Below are 23,005 nucleotides of genomic sequence, written 5' to 3' on the forward strand. Positions count from 1 at the left end.
TGAGTAAGTGTTCCATGCCCCGACTCCGGTCGGGGTTTGTCAATTTCAGGGAACCGTTATGATTCGTTTTGACAAGGTCAGCAAGGTATACAGCGGCGGCCATCAGGCGCTGCAAAAGGTCAGCTTTCACCTGCGCAAGGGAGAGATGGCCTTTCTGACCGGGCACTCGGGGGCGGGCAAGAGTACCCTCCTCAAACTGATCAGCGTGATGGAGCGTCCGACCGATGGTCGCGTCTTCTTTCATGGTGATGATGTCAGCCATATCCAGCGCAGCCAGATCCCCTATGTTCGCCGCCAGATCGGGATGATCTTTCAGGATCACCGCCTGCTGATGGACAGAACCGTGTTCGACAACGTGGCGCTGCCGCTGGTGATCGATGGTTATAGCCATGCGGACATCAACAAGCGGGTGGCGGCGGCGCTGGACAAGGTGGGGCTGCTTGGCAAGGAGCGTTACCAGCCGCGCATGCTCTCCGGTGGTGAACAGCAGCGGGTCGGTATCGCCCGCGCCATCGTCAACAAGCCGCCGTTGCTGCTGGCGGATGAACCGACCGGCAACCTGGACCCCCAGCTCTCCATGGACATCATGCGGTTATTTCAGGAGTTCAACAATTTTGGGGTCTCGGTACTGATTGCCACCCACGATCTGGGGCTGATCGCTCGCATGCGCTATCGCACCCTGACCCTCAAGGCGGGTCGCATGTATTCGGCCGGGGAGGAGCTCTGATGGCTATCGTTCGTCATAAACAACCGCCGCTGCGCCGTCTGATGATGTACGGGGTTGATCATGTGCGGCAGGCGTTTGCCAGTCTCGGGGAGCTGTGGCGCAATCCGCTCGCCTCCCTGATGACGCTGGCGGTGCTCGGCGTCAGCTTGGCACTGCCTTCCTGTTTCCATGTGCTGCTGAAAAACGCCGAGGTGGTGGAGGGGAGCTGGCAGAGCAGTTCCCAGATCTCCCTTTACCTGCGCAAGGATCTGCCGGAGCAGAGCATTCTCGATCTGCAGCACAGGATCCTGCTCTATCCCGAGGTGGATTCGGTCACCTACCTGAGCCGTGACGATGCGTTGCGGGAGTTTCGCGAGATCTCCGGCTTCGGCGATGCCCTCGATTATCTGGACAGCAACCCGTTACCGCCTGTGCTGAGCGTGATCCCGGATCCACGCTGGCAGAACCCGGAAGGGGCCGCCGAGCTGCTCAGCAAGCTCAACAACGAGGTGGGGGTCGAACAGGGCAAACTGGATCTGCAGTGGCTGACTCGGCTGCAGGGGATCATGAACCTGCTGCGCCACACCATTACCGGTATTGCGGTGCTGCTGCTCTCCGCCGTGTTGCTGATCGTCGGCAATACCCTGCGTCTCAACATCCTCAACCAGCGTTCCGAGATTGAAGTGCTCAAGCTGGTGGGGGCGACCGATTCCTTTATTCATCGTCCTTTCCTCTATACCGGAATCTGGTTCGGGGTGATCGGCGGCATGCTGGCCTGGTGGCTGACCGAAGTGATGGTGATCTGGAGCGAAGGGGTGGTGAAGGAGCTGGCGGGCTTGTATAACAGTAACTTCCGGCTGGTTGGCATGGGAGCGGTAGACGGGATCAATCTGATCTTGCTGGGCGCCCTGCTGGGGCTGATTGCCTCCTGGTTCTCGGTCCATCGCCACATTCGTGACATCGAACCATCCTGATTACTTTGTCATCAAAGTAAATCGCTGGATTTTGAGAGGCGGATCAAGTAAAAGAGGGGCCGTTTCTGGCTTGGCCCCCATAGTCAGAGTATTCTGAATAACAATGATCTTCCGGATCTTCGCTAGATCCAGTGAACCTTCTGATTTATAAACAGTCTATTAAAGCTGAAGCATTTATACGGGTGTGGCCCCTCTGCCTTGCTCGTCAGACTTGGCAAGCATGTGAAGGTTGCGAGCTCCGCAACAATGGACTTAGCATGCTACTTTTCGGGGGTCCTTCATTGTGACCCCCTTTTTTTGACTGTTCATTCATGATTCATCCTGCAGGCTTAAGATAAGCCGGTCTAAAACTGGGCATGTTCTTTGATACACGCCGCAGAATGGCATCCGGTCAGTAGACAGACCCTCTCAGGGTGTTAGACTGATTCGATTGAAAAGTAAGAGGTAACAGATGGGAACTTCATTGCAGCGCACTATGGCTCTGATTCCGCAAGGTAGTCTGGAAGGCTATATCCAGGCAGTAAACTCGATTCCTGTGCTGAGCGCAGAGGAAGAGCGTGAACTGGCTGAGCGTTTGCAGCAGGATGGCGATCTCGAGGCTGCTCGTCAGCTGGTTATGTCGCATCTGCGCTTTGTCGTTCATGTCGCCAAGAGTTATGCCGGTTACGGTCTGCCTCAGGCCGATCTGGTTCAGGAAGGCAACATCGGCCTGATGAAGGCGGTCAAGCGCTTCGACCCGACGGTCGGCGTGCGTCTGGTCTCCTTTGCCGTGCACTGGATCAAGGCCGAAATCCACGAATATGTCCTGCGCAACTGGCGCATGGTCAAGGTGGCGACCACCAAGGCCCAGCGCAAGCTCTTCTTCAACCTGCGCAAATCCAAAAAGCGTCTGGGCTGGCTGAACCACGAAGAGGTTCAGGCCGTGGCGGCCGATCTCGGCGTTTCTGCCGCTGATGTGACCGAAATGGAAGCGCGGATGGCCAACTACGATCAGGCGTTCGATCTGGTGGGTGACGATGAGGAAGAGGGCGGTTTCGCTCCGGTTCACTATCTGGAGGACAAATCCTCCGATCTGGCAGCGACCATCGAGAATGACAACTGGGACGATCACGCGACCCGTCGTCTGAGCTCGGCCCTCGCCACTCTGGATGAGCGCAGCCAGCACATCATCCGCGCCCGCTGGCTCGATGATGACAGCAAGACCACTCTGCAGGAGCTGGCCGATACCTACGGCGTCTCTGCCGAGCGTGTGCGTCAGCTTGAGAAAAACGCACTCAAGAAGCTGAAAGATGCCATGGAAGCCTGATGCTTCCTCTCATAAAAACAGGGCCTGATGGCCCTGTTTTTGTTTCGCAGGGATCTGGTCGGCCTTGCTTTGGTTACCCTTGAGTGTGTTATGTTGCCGCCACTGCCACATTAGGGAGAGCAGAAGTGAAACTGTTGAACGACCTGTTTACCAACAACCGTGAGTGGGCCGAACGGATCAAGGCCGAAGATCCCGCTTTCTTTGCCACTCTTTCTGCCCAGCAGGCCCCCGAATACCTCTGGATCGGTTGTTCCGACAGCCGGGTCCCCGCCAACCAGCTGATGGGCTTGCTGCCGGGGGACGTCTTCGTCCACCGCAACGTCGCCAATCTGGTGGTACATACCGATTTCAACTGCCTCTCCGTGCTGCAATACGCGGTAGAAGTGCTCAAGGTGAAGCACATCATCGTCTGCGGTCACTATGGCTGCGGCGGCGTCAAGGCCGCGATGCAGAATCAGGAGCTGGGTCTCATCGACAACTGGCTGCGCAACATCAAGGATGTCTACTTCAAATATGGTGAAGAGCTCGAGGCCATCGAGGATGAGCACGAGCGCTTCGACTACCTGTGCGAGCTGAACGTGGCCGAGCAGGTCGCCAACGTCTGCCACACCACCATCATCCAGAACGCCTGGCGCAAGGGGCAGGAGCTGGCGGTGCATGGCTGGATCTACGGGATCAAGGATGGTCTGCTGCACGATCTCGATCTCTGCATCAGCGGCCCGGATCAGATCCCCGACGTCTACCGCGCCTGGCCGGATATGCGTCCGCCCCACCGTCGGCGCTAGGGAGCTTCATGGTGGCGCCAGCTCTCTATCTGCAGATCAAGCAGCACATTCTGGACGGGATCCGCGAACGCCACTATCAGGCGGGGGACAGGATCCCGACCGAAGCTGCCCTGTGCGAGCAGTTCACCGTGAGCCGGATGACGGTCAACCGGGCGTTGCGGGAACTGGTGGCGGAAGGGTGGCTGGTGCGTACCGCAGGTTCCGGCAGCTTCGTGGCGGACAGGCGTACCGAATCGCCGCTGCTGGCTATTCGCAATATTGCCGACGAGATCGCCGAGCGTGGCGGCGAGTACAGCGCCCGGGTGATCCGGCTGCAGCGACTGGCCGCCGACGAGAAGGTGGCGGTACAGCTGGGACTGCGGGTTGGCGCCCCCATCTTTCACAGCTTGATCGTCCATCAGGCCGATGGGGAGCCGTTGCAATTGGAGGAGCGCTTCGTCGATGCCGGGCGCTTGCCTAGCTATGGCGAGCAGGATTTTACCCAACAGACCCCCAACCGCTATCTGATGGATGTCTGCCCCCTCTCCGAGATGGAGCACGTGGTGGAAGCCGTGCTGCCCAGCGCTGGTGAGGCGGGATTGTTGCAGATCCGTGTAGATTCCCCCTGCCTGTTGTTGCACCGGCGTACCTGGTCGGAGGGGCATCTGGTCTCCTACGCCCGTTTGCTTTCCCCGGGTTCCCGATACAAGCTAAGCTCCAAGACTCAGCTGGAGTAAATGTCTATACAACTCGATTTTGCAAAGCCCACCTCCTGGTGGGCTTTTTTGTGCTTAAACTCTAAGTTTGATGCTGTTATCAGGATGTGAACTTCGCTCTTTCTTTCGTCATAGAGATCGACTATAAGAATATGTATATACATTTGAGGTCGCTATGAACAAAGAACTGTTGAACTGCGAGCGGGTCTGGCTCAACGTGACGCTCGCTACCCTGAATGATGAGCTGGCCGACTACGGCCTGCTGCCGCTCTGGGCCATCGGCGTGAAGGATGGCAAGATCCACGCGCTGGTGCCGATGGCCGAGCTTAAGGGGCCCCATCCTGCTCACTGGCAGGATATGCAGGGCAAGCTGGTCACTCCTGGCCTTATCGATTGCCACACCCATCTGGTCTTTGCCGGCAGCCGTGCCGAAGAGTTCGAGCTGCGTCAGCAGGGTGTGCCCTATGCCGAGATCGCCCGTCGGGGCGGCGGCATCATCAGCACGGTGCGTGCGACCCGTGCCGCCAGCGAAGAGCAACTGTTCGATCTGGCGTTGCCGAGGGTGAAATCCCTGATCCGCGAAGGGGTCACCACGGTGGAGATCAAGTCCGGCTATGGCCTGACGCTGGATGACGAACTCAAGATGCTGCGGGTGGCCCGTCGACTGGGAGAGGCGTTGCCGATCCGGGTCAAGACCACTCTGCTGGCGGCCCATGCGGTGCCGCCGGAGTATCGCGACGATCCCGACAGCTGGGTCGAGACCATCTGTCAGGAGATCATCCCGGCCGCCGCCGAGGCGGGTCTGGCCGATGCGGTAGATGTCTTCTGCGAGCATATCGGCTTCTCGCTGGCCCAGACCGAGCAGGTCTATCTGGCGGCGGATCAATACGGCCTGCCGGTGAAGGGGCATATGGATCAGCTCTCCAATCTCGGTGGCAGCACCCTCGCTGCCAACTTTGGCGCCCTCTCGGTGGATCATCTGGAGTATCTGGATCCGGAAGGGATCCTGGCGCTGGCCCACCGTGGCGTGGTCGCCACCCTGCTGCCCACCGCCTTCTACTTCCTCAAAGAGACCAAGCTGCCGCCGGTTGCCACCCTGCGCAAGGCGGGGGTGGCGATGGCGGTCTCCTCCGATATCAACCCGGGTACCGCACCCATCGTCTCGCTGCGGATGGCGATGAACATGGCTTGTACCCTGTTTGGTCTGACGCCGGTGGAGGCCATGGTCGGGGTGACCCGCCACGCCGCCAAAGCGCTTGGCGAGCAGGAGCACCTTGGCCAGCTCAGGCTGGGGATGGCGGCCGATTTCCTGTTCTGGCACTGCGCCCATCCGGCCGAGTTGAGCTACATGGTCGGCGTCGATCAGTTGGCAGGCCGCATCTTCAACGGCGAGGAGACCCTCCATGGATAAGCTAAACCCGATCGACATGTCGCTTTGGCAGGGACGACAGGATCCGGAAGATGGCGAACTGGCCCTGCGTTGGCACGACAAAGTTCTGCCTTGGCAAGAGGCGCAGCCTAGGCAAGCCGACAGCGAGCCCGGCGTGGTGCTGCTTGGTTTTGCCTGTGACGAAGGGGTGCTCCGCAATAAGGGGCGTGTGGGCGCCGCCGGTGCGCCGCTGGCGGTGCGCAAGCTGCTGGCCAACACCGCTTGGCACCTGAATCGACCTGTCTACGATGGCGGGGATGTGAGTTGTACCGATGGGGATCTCGATGCCGCCCACGGCCGTCTGGCCGAGCGGGTCGCTGCTGCGCTCGAACTGGGCCATTTCCCGCTGGTGCTGGGGGGCGGCCACGAGGTGGCCTTCGGCAGCTGGAGCGGCCTCAACTTGCATCTGGCGGGTCAGGGGCGAGTCGGCATTATCAATTTTGACGCCCACTTCGACCTGCGCATGAAGCAGGAATTGGCAAGCTCCGGCACCCCCTTCTTCCAGATCGCCGAGCAGTGCGCCGCTCAGGGCTCGCCGTTTCACTACGCCTGCCTCGGGGTGGCCGAGACCGCCAATACCCAAGCCCTGTTTGCCCGTGCCAAGGCGCTGGGAGTGTGGCATGTGCTGGATGAGGCGATGACTCAGACCGGGCTGCCAGCCTTGCTAAGCGGACTGGACGCCTTTATCGCCGATTGTGATCACCTCTATCTGACCATCGATCTTGACGTGCTGCCCGGCAACCTGATGCCGGGAGTGAGTGCTCCCGCCGCCCGTGGCGTGGAGCTGGCGGTGATCGAACCACTGATCGCCCATATCCGGGCCAGCGGCAAGCTGAGGCTCGCCGATCTGGCCGAGTACAACCCGACGCTGGATCAGGATAATCGCAGCGCCCGCGTGGTCGCTCGACTGGTTCATCGGTTGACCCGTTAACCCTTTGGCCGCATATCGCCGAAGGCACCCTATTGATACAACAAGGAGTGTGTATGTCTGTGCAACAGCAGGATCCCCGTCATGATCCGAACCGCGTGATCCGTGCCCCGCGCGGTACCGAGCTGACCGCCAAGAGCTGGCTCACCGAGGCGCCGCTGCGGATGCTGATGAACAACCTGGATCCCGAGGTGGCCGAGCATCCCCAGTCGCTGGGGGTGTATGGCGGCATCGGTCGCGCTGCCCGCAACTGGGCCTGCTTCGACAAGATCGTCGAGGTGCTGACCCGGCTGGAGGAGGATCAGACCCTGCTGGTGCAATCCGGCAAGCCGGTCGGGGTGTTCCAGACCCACAAGGATGCGCCGCGGGTGCTGATCGCCAACTCCAACCTGGTGCCCCACTGGGCCAACTGGGAGCACTTCAACGAGCTCGATAAGAAGGGCCTGATGATGTACGGCCAGATGACTGCGGGTTCGTGGATCTATATCGGCACCCAGGGGATCGTGCAGGGCACCTACGAGACCTTCTTCGCGGTGGCCAATCAGCACTTCAACGGTGAGCCCAAGGGCCGCTGGATCCTGACCGGTGGTCTCGGCGGCATGGGCGGTGCCCAGCCGCTGGCCGCCACCATGGCCGGCTTCTCGATGATCGCAGTGGAGTGCGACGAAACCCGCATCGATTTTCGTCTGCGCACCCGTTATGTGGACAAGAAGGCCCACAGTCTGGATGAGGCGCTGGCCATGGTCGAGGAGGCCAAACAGAGCGGCAGCGCTATCTCCATCGGCCTACTCGGCAACGCCGCTGACGTGTTCGCCGAACTGGTGGCTCGTGGCATCACCCCGGATGTGGTGACCGACCAGACCTCCGCCCACGACCCGGTTCACGGCTACCTGCCGCAGGGTTGGAGCGTGGCAAAGTGGCGCGAGCTGCAACAGAGTGCCCCGCAGGAGGTGAATCTGGCTGCTCGTCGCTCCATGGCCCGTCAGGTGGAGGCGATGCTGACCCTGCAAGAGCGCGGCGCGGCGACTCTGGATTACGGCAACAACATCCGCCAGATGGCGCTGGAGGAGGGGGTGGCGAACGCCTTCGACTTCCCCGGCTTCGTCCCCGCCTATATCCGCCCGCTGTTCTGCGAGGGGATAGGCCCGTTCCGCTGGGTGGCCCTCTCCGGCGATCCGGAAGATATCTACAAGACCGATCAGAAGGTGAAAGAGCTGATCCCCGACGATCCTCACCTGCACAACTGGCTCGACATGGCCCGCGAGCGCATCGCGTTTCAGGGACTGCCGGCGCGGATCTGCTGGGTCGGGGTCAAGGAGCGGGTGCGCCTCGGTCTGGCCTTCAACGAGATGGTGAAAAACGGCGAGCTGAAAGCCCCCATCGTCATTGGCCGCGACCATCTGGATTCCGGCTCGGTGGCGAGCCCGAACCGCGAGACCGAGTCGATGATGGATGGCTCCGATGCCGTCTCCGACTGGCCGCTGCTCAACGCCCTGCTCAACACTGCTGGCGGCGCGACCTGGGTCTCCCTGCACCACGGCGGCGGTGTGGGGATGGGCTTCTCCCAGCACTCCGGCGTGGTGATCGTCTGTGATGGCACCGATGATGCTGCCAAGCGGGTCGGTCGGGTGCTGCGCAACGACCCGGCCACCGGCGTGATGCGCCATGCGGATGCGGGTTACGAGATTGCCATCAACTGTGCCCATGAGGCGAAACTGGATCTGCCGATGATTGACGGCGCCAACGGTGTCAAAGGAAAGGTGTAACACCATGTTTGAATTGACTATTACCCCGGGCGAGCTGGATCTTGCCACCCTGCGCCGCGTCAGCCGCGAGCCGGTACATGTTTCACTGGATCCGGCCGCCCTGCCGGGGATCCACGCCTCCGCAGCTGTGGTTACCAAGGTGATCGAGCAGAACCGGGTGGTGTATGGCATCAACACCGGCTTTGGGCTGTTAGCCAACACCCGCATTCCGGTGGAGCAGCTGGACGAGCTGCAGCGCTCCATCGTGCTTTCCCATGCGGCAGGGATTGGCGAGTACATGGATGACGCCACCGTACGGCTGATGATGGTGCTCAAGCTCAACTCGCTGGCGCGCGGCTTCTCCGGCATCCGGCTGACGGTGCTTGAGGCCTTGATGACCCTCATCAACGCCGAAGTCTATCCGGTAGTGCCGAAGAAGGGATCCGTCGGTGCCTCCGGCGATCTGGCGCCGCTGGCTCATATGAGCTGCCTGCTGATCGGCGAGGGCAAGGCTCGTCACGACGGGCGCGAGATCGATGCGAGCGAAGCGCTGCGGATCGCCGGGCTTGAGCCCATCGCGCTGGCACCGAAAGAGGGGCTGGCGCTGCTCAACGGCACCCAGGCGAGCACCGCCTTCGCGCTGGAGGGGCTGTTCCACGCCGAGGATCTGTTCGCCGGCGCCATCACCATCGGAGCCATGAGCGTGGAGGCGGCCCTTGGCAGCCGCCGCCCGTTCGATGCCCGCATTCACGCGGTACGCGGTCAGCGTGGCCAGATCGATGCGGCTACCTGCTATCGCCATCTGCTGGGGGATCTCAGCGAGATCGGCATGTCCCACCACAACTGCGAGAAGGTGCAGGATCCCTACTCATTGCGCTGCCAGCCGCAGGTGATGGGGGCCTGCCTGACCCAGATCCGTCAGGCCGCCGAGGTGCTGGTGTGCGAGGCCAACGCGGTCTCCGACAACCCGCTGGTGTTTGCCGAGGATGAAGACATCCTCTCCGGCGGCAACTTCCACGCAGAACCTGTTGCCTTCGCCGCCGATAATCTGGCGCTGGCCATCGCCGAGATAGGTTCCCTCTCCGAGCGGCGAATGGCACTGCTGATCGACTCGCGGATGTCCGGTCTGCCGGCGTTTCTGGTCAACAACGGCGGAGTGAATTCGGGCTTTATGATCGCTCAGGTCACCTCGGCGGCGCTCGCCTCCGAGAACAAGACCCTGGCCCATCCCGCCTCGGTGGATAGTTTGCCCACTTCCGCCAATCAGGAGGATCACGTCTCCATGGCGACCTTCGCTGGCCGCCGGCTGGCAGACATGGCGGAGAATACCCGCGGCATTCTGGCAGTCGAACTGCTGGCGGCGGCACAGGGGCTCGATTTTCGCGCGCCGCTGCGCAGTACCGAGCTGATCGAGCTGGCCAAGGGACGACTGCGGGCAGAGGTGAGCTTCTACGACAAGGACAGGTACTTCGCGCCGGATATCGAAGCGGCCGCCGCCCTGCTGGGCCGTGCCAGCTACAACGACCTGATCCCGGCCGGGGTGCTGCCCAGCCTGTAAGCCTTGATCACCCTTCTCCCCTGGCGGGAGAAGGGTGGGGGATGAGGTGGAAGCCGCTTCACAGGCGCCGGTGAGAGCCGGGAGCAGATGACAAAAGACCGCCCAATCGGGCGGTCTTTGCGTGTCTGACGTTGGTTGAACGCAGTTATTCGTGTTCGAACATCAGGAACAGATAGACCACAAACAACACCAGATGGGTCGCACCATGGAGCACATTGGTGCGGCCGCTGCTGAAGGTCACTTTACAGACCATCAAGGTCGTGACCAGCAGCACCATATCGGCGGGGGAGAGGCCGAGGCGCACCTCCTGATCCAGCATGGAGCCGATAAAGAGCACGGCAGGCACGGTGAGGGCGATGGTGGCCAGCACGGAGCCGAAGTAGAGGTTCATTGCCCGCTGCAGCTGGTTGTTGAAGGCGGCCTTGATGGCACCGACTGCTTCGGGGGCCAGCACGATGCAGGCCACGATAAAGCCGCCCAGTGCGGCGGGTGCTTCCATGACATGCACCCCGTAGTTGATGGGGATGGCCAGGGTCTTGGCCAGCAAGATCACCACCAGCAGGTAGGCGAGCAGCAGGATGGTGTGATAGACGTTGCTCTGCAGCGGGCCGTGGTGCTCCTCATAATCCTCGTGATCGCTGTCGACGAAGAAGTGGCTGTGGCTGCGGGTCTGGATCAGCAGAAAGACCCCGTAGAGCAGGATCGAGATGATGATCAGCATCCACGACATGGCGCGCGACATACTGCCGATTGCACCGCCCTCGGTGAAGTTGGGCAGCACCAGACAGAGCAGGGCCAGCGGGATGATGGCCACCAGATAGGATTTGACCCCGTCCAGATTGAAGCTCTGGGTGTGGTAGCGCCAGCCGCCAAACAGCAGGGTGAAGCCCACCAGACCGGTACTCACCAGCATCACTACCGCAAACATGGTATCGCGGGCCATGGTGGGGTTGGGCTCGCCGGTCAGCATCACCGAGGAGATCATCACCACCTCCAGCGAGATGACCGAGAGGGTGAGGATCAGGGTGCCGAAGGGCTCGCCCAGCTTGATGGCGAGGGCATCGGAGTGGCGCACCACCGAGAAGATGGCCCAGGTGACGATGGCTAGTAATGCCGCCGAAACCGGAAGATAGATCCCGAGCGGAGTTGTCTCTGTCAGCAGGTCACTGCCCAGGGTCTTGAAAAAGAGCAGGGTCAGCAGGCCAACGGGCAGGGCAATCTCTTGCCGGATAACTGTCTTCATAGGCAATGGTTCTCTATTGGGGGTCTGGACGACCGGATGACATAAACAGGCTGCACGGTTATCGGTTGCGCAATAACCGGCTCCTTATGATAAAGGTTGTTATCCCCGTCAGGGCAGATCATTTTGTTGCTGAATGTAAATAAGGGGTGGCAGGAGGTGGTTCGACTTCACCACTGAGCCGGGCTTGGGCCTGCAGGGGGATTTACCCGCCTGATGGCCGGGCTGGGTTACGGCGCTACCGCCAGCATCAACCTGATGATGTCGAGCCGCTGGCCAAACTGTTTCGTGGCCAAATCCTGCCATCTCTGTGTTAGCTGGCCTTCTGGTGTTGCCACTGCCACTCCCGTTGCCAGTGGGTCAGTATCTTCAGCGGCATGGGTTTGCCGAAGAAGTAGCCCTGGATCAGATAGACACCGTGCTGGCTCAGATAGTCGACCTGCAGCTGGCTCTCGACCCCCTCGGCGATCATCTCCATGCCCGATTCCCGACCGAAGACGATGATGGCATCCAGTACGCTGCGCTTGAGGTCGTTGGTGCCTATGGTATCGACGAACATCTTGTCGATCTTGATCTGGCGGATCCCCAGGCTCTGCAGGTAGGCAAAGCCGCCGTAGCCGGTACCAAAATCATCCAGCTTGAAGTGATACCCCATCTGTTGCAGCAGGGTGATCTCCTCGGTGGCCGCCTTGATGTCGAGGATCGGCTTGCGCTCCGTCAGCTCGAAGGTGAGCCGGGTGGGTGAGGGGTTTTGGCTGTGAGCGAGCAAGGTGCGCAGCAGGGGCTGCTCGATATGGGCCGCCACCAGATTGACGCTGACCCACTGCTCCGGTGCCAGCTGCGGCAGGTCAGTGATCACCTGCTCCAGCAACTGTTCGGTCATCGGCAGGATCAGTCCCTGCTCCTCTGCATATTCGATAAAGGTGCCCGGGGGGATCAGCTCGTTTCCCCGCTGCCAGCGCAGCAGCGCCTCGAATCCCACCACTTGGTGGGTACGGGCATCCACTATCGGCTGGTACAGGGGAATAAATTCCCTGCGTATCAATCCTGTTTGCAGCAGTCCCTTGAGGGAGCGCCGATAGCTGCGCAGCAGCCAGTATGTGACGCTTAACAGGGCGCCGAGCGCGATACCGAACCAGAGACCGTAGTGATTGAGTTGGTCATGGGCATATTGCTCCAGCGCTTTTCCCGCCCAGACCGTCTGTTTGGTGAGTTCATTGGGATCGAAGAAACTGAGGCTGATATTGCTCTCTTCCTGTTTGATCTCCTTGTCGCCACGGGGAAAGTGGACTGTGCTTGCATCGTTATCCTGTCGGCTGAACTCCAGATAGAAGCAGTGGCTGCAGGGGTGTTGCAGCAGGTCGTGGCTCCAGCTGTTATCCAGCACCCAGTAGGCGAGGTTGCCGCCGGATCGGTAAAAGGCCACCAGCTCCTGCTCGGTATTATATTTGGCCACGGTGGCGGTGATCCCCAGCTTGCCAAACTTCTGCCCGCTGTTCTGGAGCTCTTTGATCAGCGGGATCTCCACCCCCAGGCTGGAGCAGCTGTTGCCGGAGGCGAGCTCCAGCCCTTGCAGGCGGATATGAGCGCTGTAGAAGCGCGGATCGCGCAGCAGCTCCATGTCTTTGGCGCCGCAGTTGAACTCAAATTGTGCCAGTTGTTTGTTGATGGCGGCATCCAGCTCCCGGTGGCGTACGGCCATGGCTCCCTTGAGCTCGGCAACCTTCTCTTCCAGCAGATGAAAGGCCATCGGCTTGGCAAACCACAGGCCGAGAAACTGGCTGCCCACGACAGGCAGGACGAACAGCAACAGAGCGATCCAGACGGGTGATTTACGCAAAGGAAGTACCTGCCAGTTTCATGAGACACAAATGGACTTAGCCATCATAGAGCATTAGTGCAATCAATTTGAGTCCGAGTTGTCACACTTGTTGATTTATTTTTTAACTACATGATTTTAAATGTGTTTATTATTAACTTTGGCTAGATTCAATCGCTGACCTGTCATAAATGACAATTGCTCAGCTTATCCGAACTGCATTAGAGTAGCCCTGCGGTTTGACTCACCGTGTGTTCAATACTCCTGTATCTGTTTTTTGTCAGTAGCACAGAGTGTTAGTTTTGATATGAGTGTTCCTTTTGGTCCCCTTTGAGGGACCATTTTTCTGTCTGTCATCCCGCCCTTTCCCGCGTCTGCAGCCCGTCATCCTTGGTATTCTCCCTCTGCTTTGGGTTATGCTTGCCCGCTTAAATTGCAGAAGCGGGATCTTCATCCATAGCTGTGGCCCGATCGCCGCTGCTACCATGAGGCGACATGGATGATGCTGGGCATACGGAAAGGCGCATGAAACTCACTACACAGCTTGTCTCATTTATCACCCTTTGCGTGATCGCAGCCATGGCGACCGTGCTGATTGGCGGGGTGTTCAGCTTTCGCGAGCTGGGCATGGAGTTGCAGCAAAAGAAGGTCGATGCGTTGGTCGAAGTGATCGACAAGCAGCTCGATGTTGCTCACGACATGGAGGATATGAGCCACTGGCTGCCCACCCTGCTGCGGGCTGCCCATGTGGTAGAGCTGGAGGTGCGCCAGAATAACCAGCGGGTCTACTGGTTCCGCGATGTGCGCAATCCGGTCGACGAGCAGCTGCTGGTGCCATACAGCCACCCGCTGCCTCATCAGGCCGGCATGCAGGCCAACTTCAAACTGGAGCGCCCCTTCAAGGAAGCGGAATACTCCATCAAGGCGATGTCCGGCATATCGCTGGGCATCTTTATCGTGGTGTTCGGTCTCTGGTACTCCATCCGCTGGCTACGCCAGCAGCTGCGCGGAGCCGAGCTGCTGGGCATTCGTGCCCAGCTGATCCTCGATGACAAACTCTCCAAACTGAGTCATGACCCCGCCGAAGAGTGGCCGGTGGCCGCCAGTCAGGCCCTCGATCATCTGCTCGCCGAGCTGGCTGATGCCCGCAAGGAGCGCAGCCGCTTCGACAACTTCATTCGCAGCAACGCTTTCGTCGACAAGATGACCGGCATCGGCAACCGGCTGTTTTTCGACAACCGGCTGGAGAGCGCCATCATGGAGGCGAGCGTGATGAGCGGCGGCGTGCTGCTGATCGATCTTGCCTGTCTGGAGGAGCTGGAGGCCGATCAGTTCGAGCTGCTGGGGCACGATTTGATGATGGAGGCGAGCGCCACCATAGGTGCCTTCGTGCGCAAACATAACGGCGCCCTGCAGGCCCGCTACGCCGGTCAGGTTTTTGCGGTGTTGCTGCCCAATATGTCCGAGAGCGAGATGGTGGATAGCGCCAGCCAGCTGCTCAAGAGCCTGCAACGGCTGCACTGGCCGCAGGAGGTCAATCCGGAGACAGCGGTCTATCTCGGCGCCGTCTGTTATCAGGCACAAGACAGCCTGCTCAAGGTGCAGGAGGAGGCTGAGCTGGCCCTCAAGAGCGCTCGGCTGCAGGGGCACAACGGCTGGTTCCTCTACGAGAAGCAGCTGGATGAGGAGCAGAGCAGCAAGGGTACGGTACGCTGGCGCACCCTCATCAGTCGCCGTCTCGAAGAGCACGGCATCGAATTTTACACCCAGCCGATCCAGCAGGATCGGGGGCAGGTGGTGCTGCAGCAGGAGCTGCTCACCTATCTGCACGACGAGCAGGGGCGGGCTTTGCAGGCGGGGATCTTCATGCCGATGGCGGAGAAGGTGGGCTTGTTGCTGCAACTGGATCGGCTGGTGGCGGAGCAGACCCTCGCCCTGCTGCGCCAGCGCTCCGAGCAGAGCTGCCCCATCAGCCTGACCCTCAGTGCCCAGAGCCTGCTCAACCGCGAGTTTCAGCGCTGGCTCTTCTTCGCCCTGTTCCAGCTGCCGCGCAGCACCAACGAGCGGCTGATCCTGCAACTCTCCGAATCCCAGGTGACCCGCCACTTCGAGGCGCTCAAGCGGCCGCTGCGCTCCTTGCGGATGCTGGGCTGCCAGCTGGCCATCGATCATGCCGGTCAGGATGTGGTGAGCACCCAGTACATCAAGGAGTTCGAGATCAACTTCCTCAAGCTGCACCCCAGCTTGGTGCGGGAGATCCATGCCCGTCAGGTCAACCAGATGGCGGTGCGCAGTCTGGTCGGGGGCTGCGCCAATACCCGCACCCGGGTGCTGGCAGTGGGGGTGGAGAGTGGTGACGAGTGGAAGATGCTGCGCCACCTCGGGGTGCATGCAGGGCAGGGGCCCTGGTTTGCCGAGCCCCAGCGGCTGGTGCTGGAACCGGCTGGTGATTGAGATAAACAACAGAGGGTCGCCTTGGGGCGACCCTCTGTTGTTTGCGATGCTGTTTGCGGTTGCCGTCAGGCGGGGATCACAGTCGCCCCTGCTCCCGCAGCCCGGCGAGCCCTTGCATGCCGCCAGTGTGGATAAAGACAATCTTGCTGCCGGGGGCGATGCGGCCCGCCGCCAGTTCGCGAAACAGCCCCCACATCGCCTTGCCGCTGTAGATAGGCTCAAGGGGCAGATCGGTCGTGGCGCTGAAATTCTGCACCCACTGCCAGAGGGCCGGGCTGAATTTGGCGTAGCCACCATCGTGGTGATCGAGCGCGATGCGCCAGCCGGGGATATTGGCAGCCGCGGGATGGAGGCGACACACCTCGTCAGCGATAAAGCCACCTCCTTTCAGTACCGCAATGGCGAGGATCTGCTCCCGATCCCGTTTGCTGGCGATCAGGCCCGCTAGAGTGCCGCCGCTGGCGCAGGGCAGTACCCAGAGATCCGGCGAGAAGGGCACTTCGCCGACCAGTTCTGCCACGCCGGGGATGGCCAGCGGGCTGCTACCCCCTTCCGGCACGATCAGGGTATCGGGTGCATCGAATTGGGCCAGCCAGTCGGGATCCTGCCGTCGCCGGTAACTCTGGCGGTCGACGAAAACGAGATCCATGCCCCAGCGCCGGGCATCCCGCAGGGTAGAGTTACTGACGGCGTCATATTCGCCCCGTATGATACCGGTAGTACGAAGACCAGATTGGCACCCCGCTGCCGCCAGCGCGTGGATATGATTGGAGTAGGCGCCACCAAACGAGAGCAGGTGCCGTTTGCCGTGCTCTTTGGCATGCAGCAGGTGGTATTTGAGCTTGCGCCACTTGTTGCCGGAGATGGCCGGATGGATCAGATCATCCCGCTTGCACCACAGCTCGACGCCATAGCAGGTCAGCAACGGATGGTGGAGGCGTTGCAGGGGGAAGGGAGGATGGCTTGACCCTCTGGCTCGGCGGAAAGGCTGGCTTGCAATGGTGAGTCCGTCTTTTAATCTGGAGGCTAATCTGCTGTTTATGTTAATATTTCATACATTTAATCACTATTGATGGGCGGGCTTACATGAAACAACTGTTCAGACGGTCGACGCCAAGCCGCCAGGTCGGGCTCTTGCTGGCCAATGACAGGATCATGCTGGCTGCGGTGGGCAATCCCCCCGTCTTCGCGACGCGCACCATCAACGGCCCACAGGAGTGGGCAGTGGCCATGAACGAGCTGTTCAGCCGTCATGGGCTGGCCAAGTCTACGGTGCGGGTGGCCCTCGCCGCCAGCCTTTATCAACAGATCCAGATCGACAAGCCTGCCGTGCCTGACGCCGAGATGGCGGGGGCGCTTCCCTGGGCCATCAAGGATTATGTCAGCGAACCCGTGCTGCAACTGGCGATGGATTATGTGGACTTGCCCACCCCGCCTGCCGGTCGTCCGCGCATCAATGTGATCTGCCTGCCCAAGAGCCGGGTGCAACAGCTGGCCGATGCCATCAACGGCATCGCGACCCTGCAATCCATCATCAGCGACGAATTGGCGCTGACCTCTCTCTATGACGCTGACGAGACGGTGCGCATGCTGCTGTGGCAGCCCAAGGGGCAGGATCTGCAACTGCTGGTCTTCCATCAGGGCGGGCTCTGCTTCTCCCGCCAGTTGCGCGGTTTCACTAGCCTGACTGGCGAACATGAGCCGGACAGCATGCTGCTCGATTCACTGGCGCTGGAGATCCAGCGCTCCCTCGACTATCTGGCGGGCCAGCTGAAATTGCCCGAGCTGGGGCAGATGCAGTTCGCCGTAGCCTCGCCTTTTATCGGTACCCTGGTGCGCCACATGGAGCAGACCTTCGGCTTTGCCGTCTCCGCCATGGCCAACAAGGCAGTCCTGGCCGGCGTTGAGTACCTTTCTGCCTACGCAGCCGCCATCGGGGAGGATGCGTGATGAAACGTCAGATAAACCTCTATGGCGCCGAGTTTCGCCCCAAGCGGCAGTGGGCCAGCCTCAATCAGATGGCGCTGGTATGGGGCTTTGCGCTGCTGCTGATCCTGTTGACGGGTGTCGGTTACAGCTGGCAGCAGCAGCAGGTCAGCCGTGCGCTGGCGCAGCGCTCTGCCGAGCTGGAGATCAAACGCAGCGAGGCGCAGCGGCTCGACGCCGAGCTGGCGCGCCATCAGGCAGATCCCCGGCTGCAACAGCAACTGGTCAACATGCAGGATGAGCTGACAGCCAAGCAGGGGCTGATGCGCCAATTGGGCAGCTTGACCCTGCAAAAATCCCAGGGCTACGCCAGCGTGATGGCGGATCTCTCCCGCATTCGCAACAGCAACCTCTCGTTGCAGCGCATCGAGATCAACGAAGGGCGGATCAACCTCTCCGGCTTTGCCGGACGCAGTCAGGATGTGCCGGCCTGGGTCAACCGCTTCAAGCAGACCCCGAGTCTGGTGGGCAAGGAGTTTGGTGAACTGACCCTCGGCCGTGACAAGGAGGGTCGTCTGACCTTCCAGTTGAGCGGCATTGCGCGGGAGAAACCCTGATGAACCTGAAAGCACAATGGCAGGTATGGGGCCAGCGTATCGCCCTGTTGAGCCAGCGGGAGCGGGTGTTGATCCTGCTGACTGGTCTGGTACTGCTGGGCGCGGCTGGCATTTACGGCTGGCTCGATGGCGCCGATACCCGCCTGCAGCAGGATCGTATGGCCCTGAGCGCCGCCGAGCGCGACCTCGAGATCATGGAGCTGGAAAACCTCGGCAAACAGACCCGGCTCAAGCGGGATCCCAATCAGGGAGTTCGCGATCAGCTGGCGCAGGTTGAAGCGGATCTGGCCCGGATCGACGATGAGTTGAAGGCCCAGACCGTCGATCTGATCCCGGCGCACGAGATGCCGCTGGTGCTGGAGGCGCTGCTCTCCCGCTCCGCCAACCTTCACATGCTGGCCCTCAGTTCGCTGGAGCCGACCCCGCTGATGGCGGGAGAGCAGAAGGTCAATCTCTACAAGCATGGTATCCGGCTTCAGCTTGAAGGCGGCTATTTCGATGTGTATCAATATCTTAAAGCGCTGGAAGCCTTGCCGCGCCACTTCTACTGGAAGCAGTTCGACTATCAGGTCAAAGCCTATCCCGGCGCGGTGGTGGAGATGGAGATCTACACCCTGAGTACCAGCAAGGAGTTTATCCGTGGCTAGAGTATTTGCGTTGTGCTGTTGCCTGTTCAGCTTGCTGGTACAGGCGGAGCAGGTCGAGGTATTGCAGGATCCCACCGCGCCACTGGCGGATGTGGCGGTTGGCGCCCGTGCGACCGGCGAGAGCAATGCCGGTTTGCCGAAGCTGCAGAGTGTCGTGCTGGGCAATGGTCCGGCACTGGCGGTACTCAATGGCAAGAGTTATCGGGTCGGGCAACAGGTGGACGGCTATACGCTGGTGGCCATCAATACCGATGCCGTGGTGCTGGAAAAGGCGGGAAAACGCCATGCGGTAACACTGTTTGCCAGCAAGATCCGGGTTTGAGTCGTGCTTGCCTCTCGAGAGGTGAATCGGCTTTATCGAGTTTAATTGCAAGTCAGGGTGCCCTAATTACATGAAAAAACACCGTCTCTGTCTGATCACCGTGGCCATGATGGCTGCAGGCTGTACCACGTATCAGCACCCCGAGCCGACCCAGGCGAAGGATGCCCTCAAACAGGCCATGAACGAACAGCAGAAACAGGCTGCCCCTCTGACCGCGTTGCCCAAATCGGTGCAAAGTGAATTGCTGCAGCTGAACCGGCCGCAGATACCGGTCGGCATGCCGGAGAAGCGGCTGCGTATCGCGGCTCACGACGTGGAGGCGGTAGAGTTTTTCGGTTCCCTGTTCAAGGGCTCCCGCTACAGCGTGGCGGTTCACCCCGGGGTGGCAGGGCTGGTCTCCGTCGAGCTCAAGGATGTGACTCTGCCGGAAGTGCTGGCGGTGGTGGGCGACATGTACGGCTTCGACGTGCAGCGCAAGGGCAATGTCTTCCATATCTATCCGGCGGGTCTGCGCACCGAAACCATCCCGGTCAACTACCTGATGATGTCCCGTCGTGGCCTCTCCCGCACCTCGGTCAGCACCGGCGGGGTGACGGCCAATGACAGCAATAACAGCAGCGACAGCAGTTTTGACAGTGCATCGAACAACAACAGCACCAACAACTCCTCCGGCAACAACTCGAACGGCAACAGCAGCAATGGCACCCGTATCGAGACCGATACCAACAGCGACTACTGGACCGATCTGCGCGACTCTCTGCAGACCCTGATTGGCACGGGTGATGGTCGCGCGGTGATCACCAGCCCGCAGGCGGGTCTGGTCACCATTCGCGCCTACCCGAAAGAGCTCAAGGCAGTGCGTGAATTCCTGAATCAATCCGATAGTCACCTCAAGCGGCAGGTGGTGCTGGAGGCGCGGATCATCGAAGTTGCCCTCAACGAAGGGTATGAGCAGGGAGTGGACTGGAGCGGTCTCTCCGCCAGCTGGGATGGCAACAAGGGGATTACCGGTGGCGGTTCACTGGCCAATACCCAGTTACCCACCACCCCCAACCAGATCTTCACTGCACTGGGTGGCGGCGCCGGTTTCAAGGTCTCTGACGGCAACTTTAATGTAGCGGTCAACCTGCTCAAGACTCAGGGCGATGTGAATACCCTCTCCAGCCCCCGTGTCACCGCGACCAACAACCAGAAGGCGGTGATCAAGGTGGGGACGGACGAATATTTCGTCACCAATGCATCGACAACAACCGTGAGCACGACGAGCGGTGATCGAACAACGCCCAATGTAGAGTTGACCCCTTTCTTCTCAGGTATTTCTTTGGATGTAACACCACAGATCGATGAAGAGGGGAAGGTGCTGCTGCATATCCATCCCTCCGTTATCGATACTGAAGAGCAAACCAAGACCATAAAGGTGACAGACAGCGATACGCTGGTGTTGCCGTTGGCGAAAAGCTCGATACGCGAATCCGATACCGTGGTGCAGGCCAATAACGGTGACATCATCGTTATCGGCGGCCTGATGAAGACCGACAAGCAGGAGATCGTCAGCAAGGTGCCGCTGCTGGGGGATATTCCCTGGGTGGGTGAAGCCTTTACCAACCGCCGCGAGAGCACCAAGAAGGTGGAGCTGGTGATCATGCTCAAACCGACCGTGGTGGAGAAAGATACCTGGCAAAACGAGCTGCAACGCTCCTCCGAGCTGCTCGACAAGTGGTATCCGGCCAAGGGCTGACCCATGACACCAGATGCAGTCACCCTTATCCCGAACGGCCTGTGCTGCCTTGCCAGCACAGGCTGCTTGCTTGCCGTGGCAGGTGAGGTCTCATGTACCTGACCCACTTCGGCCTGCAGGAGGCACCGTTCAGCCTCACTCCCAATACCGGCTTCTACTACGGCCTGCCGCCTCACGAAGAGGCGCTGCAGGTGCTGAACTGGGCGCTGGCGCAGGGGGAGGGCTTTATCAAGGTGACCGGCGAGGTGGGTACCGGCAAGACCCTGCTCTGTCGCAAGCTGCTCAGCGAGCTGGGTTCGGAAGCGCGTCCGGTGCGGCTTGCCTGGTTGCCCAATCCCCACCTCACTCCGGCCGAGCTGCGCATCGCGCTGGCGCTGGAGCTGGGGGTGGCGGTACGGGATCAGAGCGAGCTGGATCTGACCGATCGTATCCATCGTCACCTGATCAGCCTGCACCAGCAGGGCAGCCGGGTGGTGGTGCTGATCGACGAGGCGCAAGCGCTGCCGGACGAGACGCTGGAGGCGGTCCGCCTGTTCGGCAATCTCGAGACCGAATCGAGCAAGCTGCTGCAGATCGTGCTGTTCGGCCAGCCGGAGCTGGATGCCAGACTGGCCAAGCCGCATCTGCGCCAACTGCGCCAGCGGATTGGCTTCTCCTACAACCTGCGGCCGCTGCGTTTTGACGAGACCCGCGCCTATCTGGAGCACAGATTGCAGGTCTCCGGTTACCGCGGGGCACCGCTGTTTGCAGGTCGAGCCATGCGTCTGTTGTGGCGCGCATCGCGAGGGATCCCGAGACTTATCAATATCCTGGCGCAGAAGTGCCTGATGCTGGCCTATGGTCAGGGTGTGCGTCAGGTCGATAGCCGTCTGGTACGGCTCGCCATTCGCGATACCGACGATGCCCGCCGCTTTGCGCCACGGCGCTGGTGGCCCCTGTTACTGTTGCTGGGGTGCGCCCTGGCTTATGGAGTCTGGCCATGAGCGTTATCAACCAGATGCTGAAAGATCTGGACCGGCGCCAGCAAGGATCCGAAGGTGCTGCTGTCTATATTGCCCCTGCGCGCCAGCAGGGATGGTGGATGTTGCTGCTGACCCTGATCTGCGGTCTGGCACTGGGGATCCTTGGTTGGCGAACCTGGATCTACTGGCAGCAGACCCATATCGTCTCGGCTGCCAGCGAAGTGCTAGCTCCCGATGCGGTGACTCCCGATGTGGTGGCAAGGGCCGCCGCGCCAGTCAGCCAGGTCGAGCCGGTCGAGGTTGCGGCCTCGCTGCCGTTGCCAAGCCAGGATGCGGTGAATGATGAGGCAGGCGAGAGTGACTCGGACAGCATGGCCGACGGTGCGCCCTTTGATGCCTCCAGCGATGTTGACGAGTCCGGGCCGACCGATGAAGAGCTGCAGCCCGAGCTTTACGCCGAACTGGCGGCAGAGCAGCAGGCAGTTGCCAGCGCGCCGCGCAAACCGAGCGTATTGAAGATCGAGACGGTGGTGCTGTCGGCCAAGGAGCTGGCGGCACTGGCGGAGCGCAAGGCGACTACCGCCATGGCCAAGGGAAGCCTGCGGGATGCGCAGGACAACTACTATCAGGTGCTGGCCCACGATCCCTACAATCAGGGAGCGCGCGAGCAGCTGGCGGGGCTGCTCTACGGCGAGGGCCGCCTGACCGAGGCGCGTCAGCTGCTGGAGGAGGGGATCCGGCTCGATCCCCAACAGGCCGATTTTCGTCTGCTGCTGGCCCGCCTTGCCATCAGCGAGGGGCAACAGCAGCAGGCGCTTGGCTGGTTGTCCGGTTATCAGCCGGATCTCGCCAGCAACATGGACTATTACGCGACCTGGGCCGGGCTGACTCAGGAGCTGGGCCAGAATGCCGATGCGGCGGCGCTCTATGTGAAGCTGCTGCGTCAGCAGCCGGATCAGGGCCGCTGGTGGCTTGGCCTCGGCGTGGCCGAGGATGGTCAGGGCCACAGCCAGCGGGCGCTCGATGCCTATCGCAACGCCTTGCTGCACGGCAACCTCGGCGAGGCGTCGACCAACTGGCTGGAACAACGAATTGGTCAACTAACCCCTTGATAAACAGCAGGTTCGATTAGCTAAGCCTAATCGGATGCGGCA

20 protein-coding genes are annotated in these 23,005 nt (G+C 60.7%); 17 read left to right on the forward strand and 3 right to left on the reverse strand.

The window, feature by feature from the left end; translation table 11 throughout:
• The first annotated feature begins 58 nt into the window (after nucleotides 1–58).
• The 9 genes from ftsE to hutH all read left to right on the forward strand — a co-directional run bounded on the left by ftsE (nucleotide 59) and on the right by hutH (nucleotide 10,126).
• Nucleotides 59–727: a cell division ATP-binding protein FtsE gene (ftsE, locus tag ACTG2G_RS12850; protein WP_005339995.1), complete on the forward strand. Its 669-nt coding sequence runs from the start codon at nucleotides 59–61 to the stop codon at nucleotides 725–727.
• Nucleotides 727–1,680 carry a permease-like cell division protein FtsX gene (gene ftsX, locus ACTG2G_RS12855; RefSeq protein WP_005339996.1) on the forward strand — a complete coding sequence of 318 codons (954 nt, stop codon included), beginning with the start codon at nucleotides 727–729 and terminating at the stop codon, nucleotides 1,678–1,680. Before ftsE ends, ftsX begins: the two co-directional genes overlap by 1 nt.
• 451 nt (nucleotides 1,681–2,131) lie before the next feature.
• Nucleotides 2,132–2,986 carry an RNA polymerase sigma factor RpoH gene (gene rpoH / locus ACTG2G_RS12860; protein WP_005339997.1) on the forward strand — a complete coding sequence of 285 codons (855 nt, stop codon included), beginning with the start codon at nucleotides 2,132–2,134 and terminating at the stop codon, nucleotides 2,984–2,986.
• Nucleotides 2,987–3,111: 125 nt separating this feature from the next.
• Nucleotides 3,112–3,771: a carbonate dehydratase gene (gene can, locus ACTG2G_RS12865; protein WP_005339998.1), complete on the forward strand. Its 660-nt coding sequence runs from the start codon at nucleotides 3,112–3,114 to the stop codon at nucleotides 3,769–3,771.
• A gap of 11 nt (nucleotides 3,772–3,782) precedes the next feature.
• Entirely contained in the window at nucleotides 3,783–4,487 is a 705-nt protein-coding gene (gene hutC, locus ACTG2G_RS12870) for a histidine utilization repressor (RefSeq protein WP_040069547.1), read from the forward strand.
• 154 nt (nucleotides 4,488–4,641) lie between these two features.
• On the forward strand, nucleotides 4,642–5,877 hold the full coding sequence (hutI, locus tag ACTG2G_RS12875; protein ID WP_439985501.1) for an imidazolonepropionase: 1,236 nt from the start codon (nucleotides 4,642–4,644) through the stop codon (nucleotides 5,875–5,877).
• Nucleotides 5,870–6,826 (forward strand): formimidoylglutamase, encoded by a 957-nt coding sequence (hutG, locus tag ACTG2G_RS12880; protein WP_439985502.1) that lies wholly within the window; start codon nucleotides 5,870–5,872, stop codon nucleotides 6,824–6,826. Before hutI ends, hutG begins: the two co-directional genes overlap by 8 nt.
• A gap of 53 nt (nucleotides 6,827–6,879) precedes the next feature.
• The gene (gene hutU / locus ACTG2G_RS12885; RefSeq protein ID WP_439985503.1) at nucleotides 6,880–8,589 is read left to right on the forward strand and encodes a urocanate hydratase; all 1,710 of its coding nucleotides are present in this window, start codon (nucleotides 6,880–6,882) and stop codon (nucleotides 8,587–8,589) included.
• A gap of 4 nt (nucleotides 8,590–8,593) precedes the next feature.
• Nucleotides 8,594–10,126: a histidine ammonia-lyase gene (hutH, locus tag ACTG2G_RS12890; protein ID WP_439985504.1), complete on the forward strand. Its 1,533-nt coding sequence runs from the start codon at nucleotides 8,594–8,596 to the stop codon at nucleotides 10,124–10,126.
• Between the two features lie 145 nt (nucleotides 10,127–10,271).
• Here hutH and ACTG2G_RS12895 read toward each other — a convergent pair whose 3' ends face one another.
• A complete protein-coding gene (locus tag ACTG2G_RS12895; RefSeq protein WP_005348596.1) occupies nucleotides 10,272–11,369 on the reverse strand; it encodes a calcium:proton antiporter in 1,098 nt (365 codons plus the stop codon).
• Nucleotides 11,370–11,679: 310 nt separating this feature from the next.
• Complete coding sequence (locus tag ACTG2G_RS12900; RefSeq protein ID WP_439985505.1) at nucleotides 11,680–13,206, reverse strand: EAL domain-containing protein; 1,527 nt, start codon at nucleotides 13,204–13,206, stop codon at nucleotides 11,680–11,682.
• Between the two features lie 504 nt (nucleotides 13,207–13,710).
• On the opposite strand from ACTG2G_RS12900, the gene ACTG2G_RS12905 reads away from it, so the two are divergent.
• Entirely contained in the window at nucleotides 13,711–15,639 is a 1,929-nt protein-coding gene (locus ACTG2G_RS12905; RefSeq protein ID WP_042081406.1) for an EAL domain-containing protein, read from the forward strand.
• A gap of 76 nt (nucleotides 15,640–15,715) precedes the next feature.
• Here ACTG2G_RS12905 and ACTG2G_RS12910 read toward each other — a convergent pair whose 3' ends face one another.
• Entirely contained in the window at nucleotides 15,716–16,639 is a 924-nt protein-coding gene (locus tag ACTG2G_RS12910; RefSeq protein WP_439985896.1) for a 1-aminocyclopropane-1-carboxylate deaminase/D-cysteine desulfhydrase, read from the reverse strand.
• Nucleotides 16,640–16,725: 86 nt separating this feature from the next.
• Between ACTG2G_RS12910 and ACTG2G_RS12915 the strand changes: the two genes are divergently transcribed.
• The 7 genes from ACTG2G_RS12915 to ACTG2G_RS12945 all read left to right on the forward strand — a co-directional run bounded on the left by ACTG2G_RS12915 (nucleotide 16,726) and on the right by ACTG2G_RS12945 (nucleotide 22,963).
• On the forward strand, nucleotides 16,726–17,589 hold the full coding sequence (locus ACTG2G_RS12915) for a hypothetical protein (protein ID WP_005340015.1): 864 nt from the start codon (nucleotides 16,726–16,728) through the stop codon (nucleotides 17,587–17,589).
• Complete coding sequence (locus ACTG2G_RS12920; RefSeq protein WP_279463946.1) at nucleotides 17,589–18,182, forward strand: PilN domain-containing protein; 594 nt, start codon at nucleotides 17,589–17,591, stop codon at nucleotides 18,180–18,182. The genes ACTG2G_RS12915 and ACTG2G_RS12920 overlap by 1 nt, the downstream gene beginning before the upstream one ends.
• Nucleotides 18,182–18,829: an MSHA biogenesis protein MshJ gene (locus ACTG2G_RS12925; RefSeq protein ID WP_421348398.1), complete on the forward strand. Its 648-nt coding sequence runs from the start codon at nucleotides 18,182–18,184 to the stop codon at nucleotides 18,827–18,829. Before ACTG2G_RS12920 ends, ACTG2G_RS12925 begins: the two co-directional genes overlap by 1 nt.
• Complete coding sequence (locus ACTG2G_RS12930) at nucleotides 18,822–19,151, forward strand: SctD/MshK family protein (protein WP_421348397.1); 330 nt, start codon at nucleotides 18,822–18,824, stop codon at nucleotides 19,149–19,151. The genes ACTG2G_RS12925 and ACTG2G_RS12930 overlap by 8 nt, the downstream gene beginning before the upstream one ends.
• 70 nt (nucleotides 19,152–19,221) lie before the next feature.
• On the forward strand, nucleotides 19,222–20,889 hold the full coding sequence (mshL, locus tag ACTG2G_RS12935; RefSeq protein ID WP_139405092.1) for a pilus (MSHA type) biogenesis protein MshL: 1,668 nt from the start codon (nucleotides 19,222–19,224) through the stop codon (nucleotides 20,887–20,889).
• A 92-nt stretch (nucleotides 20,890–20,981) separates the two neighbouring features.
• Entirely contained in the window at nucleotides 20,982–21,872 is an 891-nt protein-coding gene (locus ACTG2G_RS12940; RefSeq protein ID WP_439985506.1) for an ExeA family protein, read from the forward strand.
• Nucleotides 21,869–22,963 (forward strand): tetratricopeptide repeat protein, encoded by a 1,095-nt coding sequence (locus ACTG2G_RS12945; RefSeq protein ID WP_439985507.1) that lies wholly within the window; start codon nucleotides 21,869–21,871, stop codon nucleotides 22,961–22,963. Before ACTG2G_RS12940 ends, ACTG2G_RS12945 begins: the two co-directional genes overlap by 4 nt.
• The last annotated feature ends 42 nt before the right edge of the window (nucleotides 22,964–23,005 follow it).

Source organism: Aeromonas sp. 55A (assembly GCF_051919665.1).
Lineage (GTDB): Bacteria > Pseudomonadota > Gammaproteobacteria > Enterobacterales > Aeromonadaceae > Aeromonas > Aeromonas veronii.

Bases quoted from the DNA above. Each gene is read 5' to 3' on its own strand.
- ACTG2G_RS12905 (WP_042081406.1), top strand. From the start codon at position 13,711: ATGAAACTCACTACACAGCTTGTCTCATTTATCACCCTTTGCGTGATC.
- ACTG2G_RS12925 (WP_421348398.1), top strand. From the start codon at position 18,182: ATGAACCTGAAAGCACAATGGCAGGTATGGGGCCAGCGTATCGCCCTG.
- ACTG2G_RS12915 (WP_005340015.1), top strand. From the start codon at position 16,726: ATGAAACAACTGTTCAGACGGTCGACGCCAAGCCGCCAGGTCGGGCTC.
- rpoH (WP_005339997.1), top strand. From the start codon at position 2,132: ATGGGAACTTCATTGCAGCGCACTATGGCTCTGATTCCGCAAGGTAGT.
- ACTG2G_RS12940 (WP_439985506.1), top strand. From the start codon at position 20,982: ATGTACCTGACCCACTTCGGCCTGCAGGAGGCACCGTTCAGCCTCACT.
- ACTG2G_RS12945 (WP_439985507.1), top strand. From the start codon at position 21,869: ATGAGCGTTATCAACCAGATGCTGAAAGATCTGGACCGGCGCCAGCAA.
- ftsX (WP_005339996.1), top strand. From the start codon at position 727: ATGGCTATCGTTCGTCATAAACAACCGCCGCTGCGCCGTCTGATGATG.
- ACTG2G_RS12895 (WP_005348596.1), bottom strand. From the start codon at position 11,369: ATGAAGACAGTTATCCGGCAAGAGATTGCCCTGCCCGTTGGCCTGCTG.
- ACTG2G_RS12920 (WP_279463946.1), top strand. From the start codon at position 17,589: ATGAAACGTCAGATAAACCTCTATGGCGCCGAGTTTCGCCCCAAGCGG.
- hutU (WP_439985503.1), top strand. From the start codon at position 6,880: ATGTCTGTGCAACAGCAGGATCCCCGTCATGATCCGAACCGCGTGATC.
- hutI (WP_439985501.1), top strand. From the start codon at position 4,642: ATGAACAAAGAACTGTTGAACTGCGAGCGGGTCTGGCTCAACGTGACG.
- ftsE (WP_005339995.1), top strand. From the start codon at position 59: ATGATTCGTTTTGACAAGGTCAGCAAGGTATACAGCGGCGGCCATCAG.
- hutH (WP_439985504.1), top strand. From the start codon at position 8,594: ATGTTTGAATTGACTATTACCCCGGGCGAGCTGGATCTTGCCACCCTG.
- hutG (WP_439985502.1), top strand. From the start codon at position 5,870: ATGGATAAGCTAAACCCGATCGACATGTCGCTTTGGCAGGGACGACAG.
- mshL (WP_139405092.1), top strand. From the start codon at position 19,222: ATGAAAAAACACCGTCTCTGTCTGATCACCGTGGCCATGATGGCTGCA.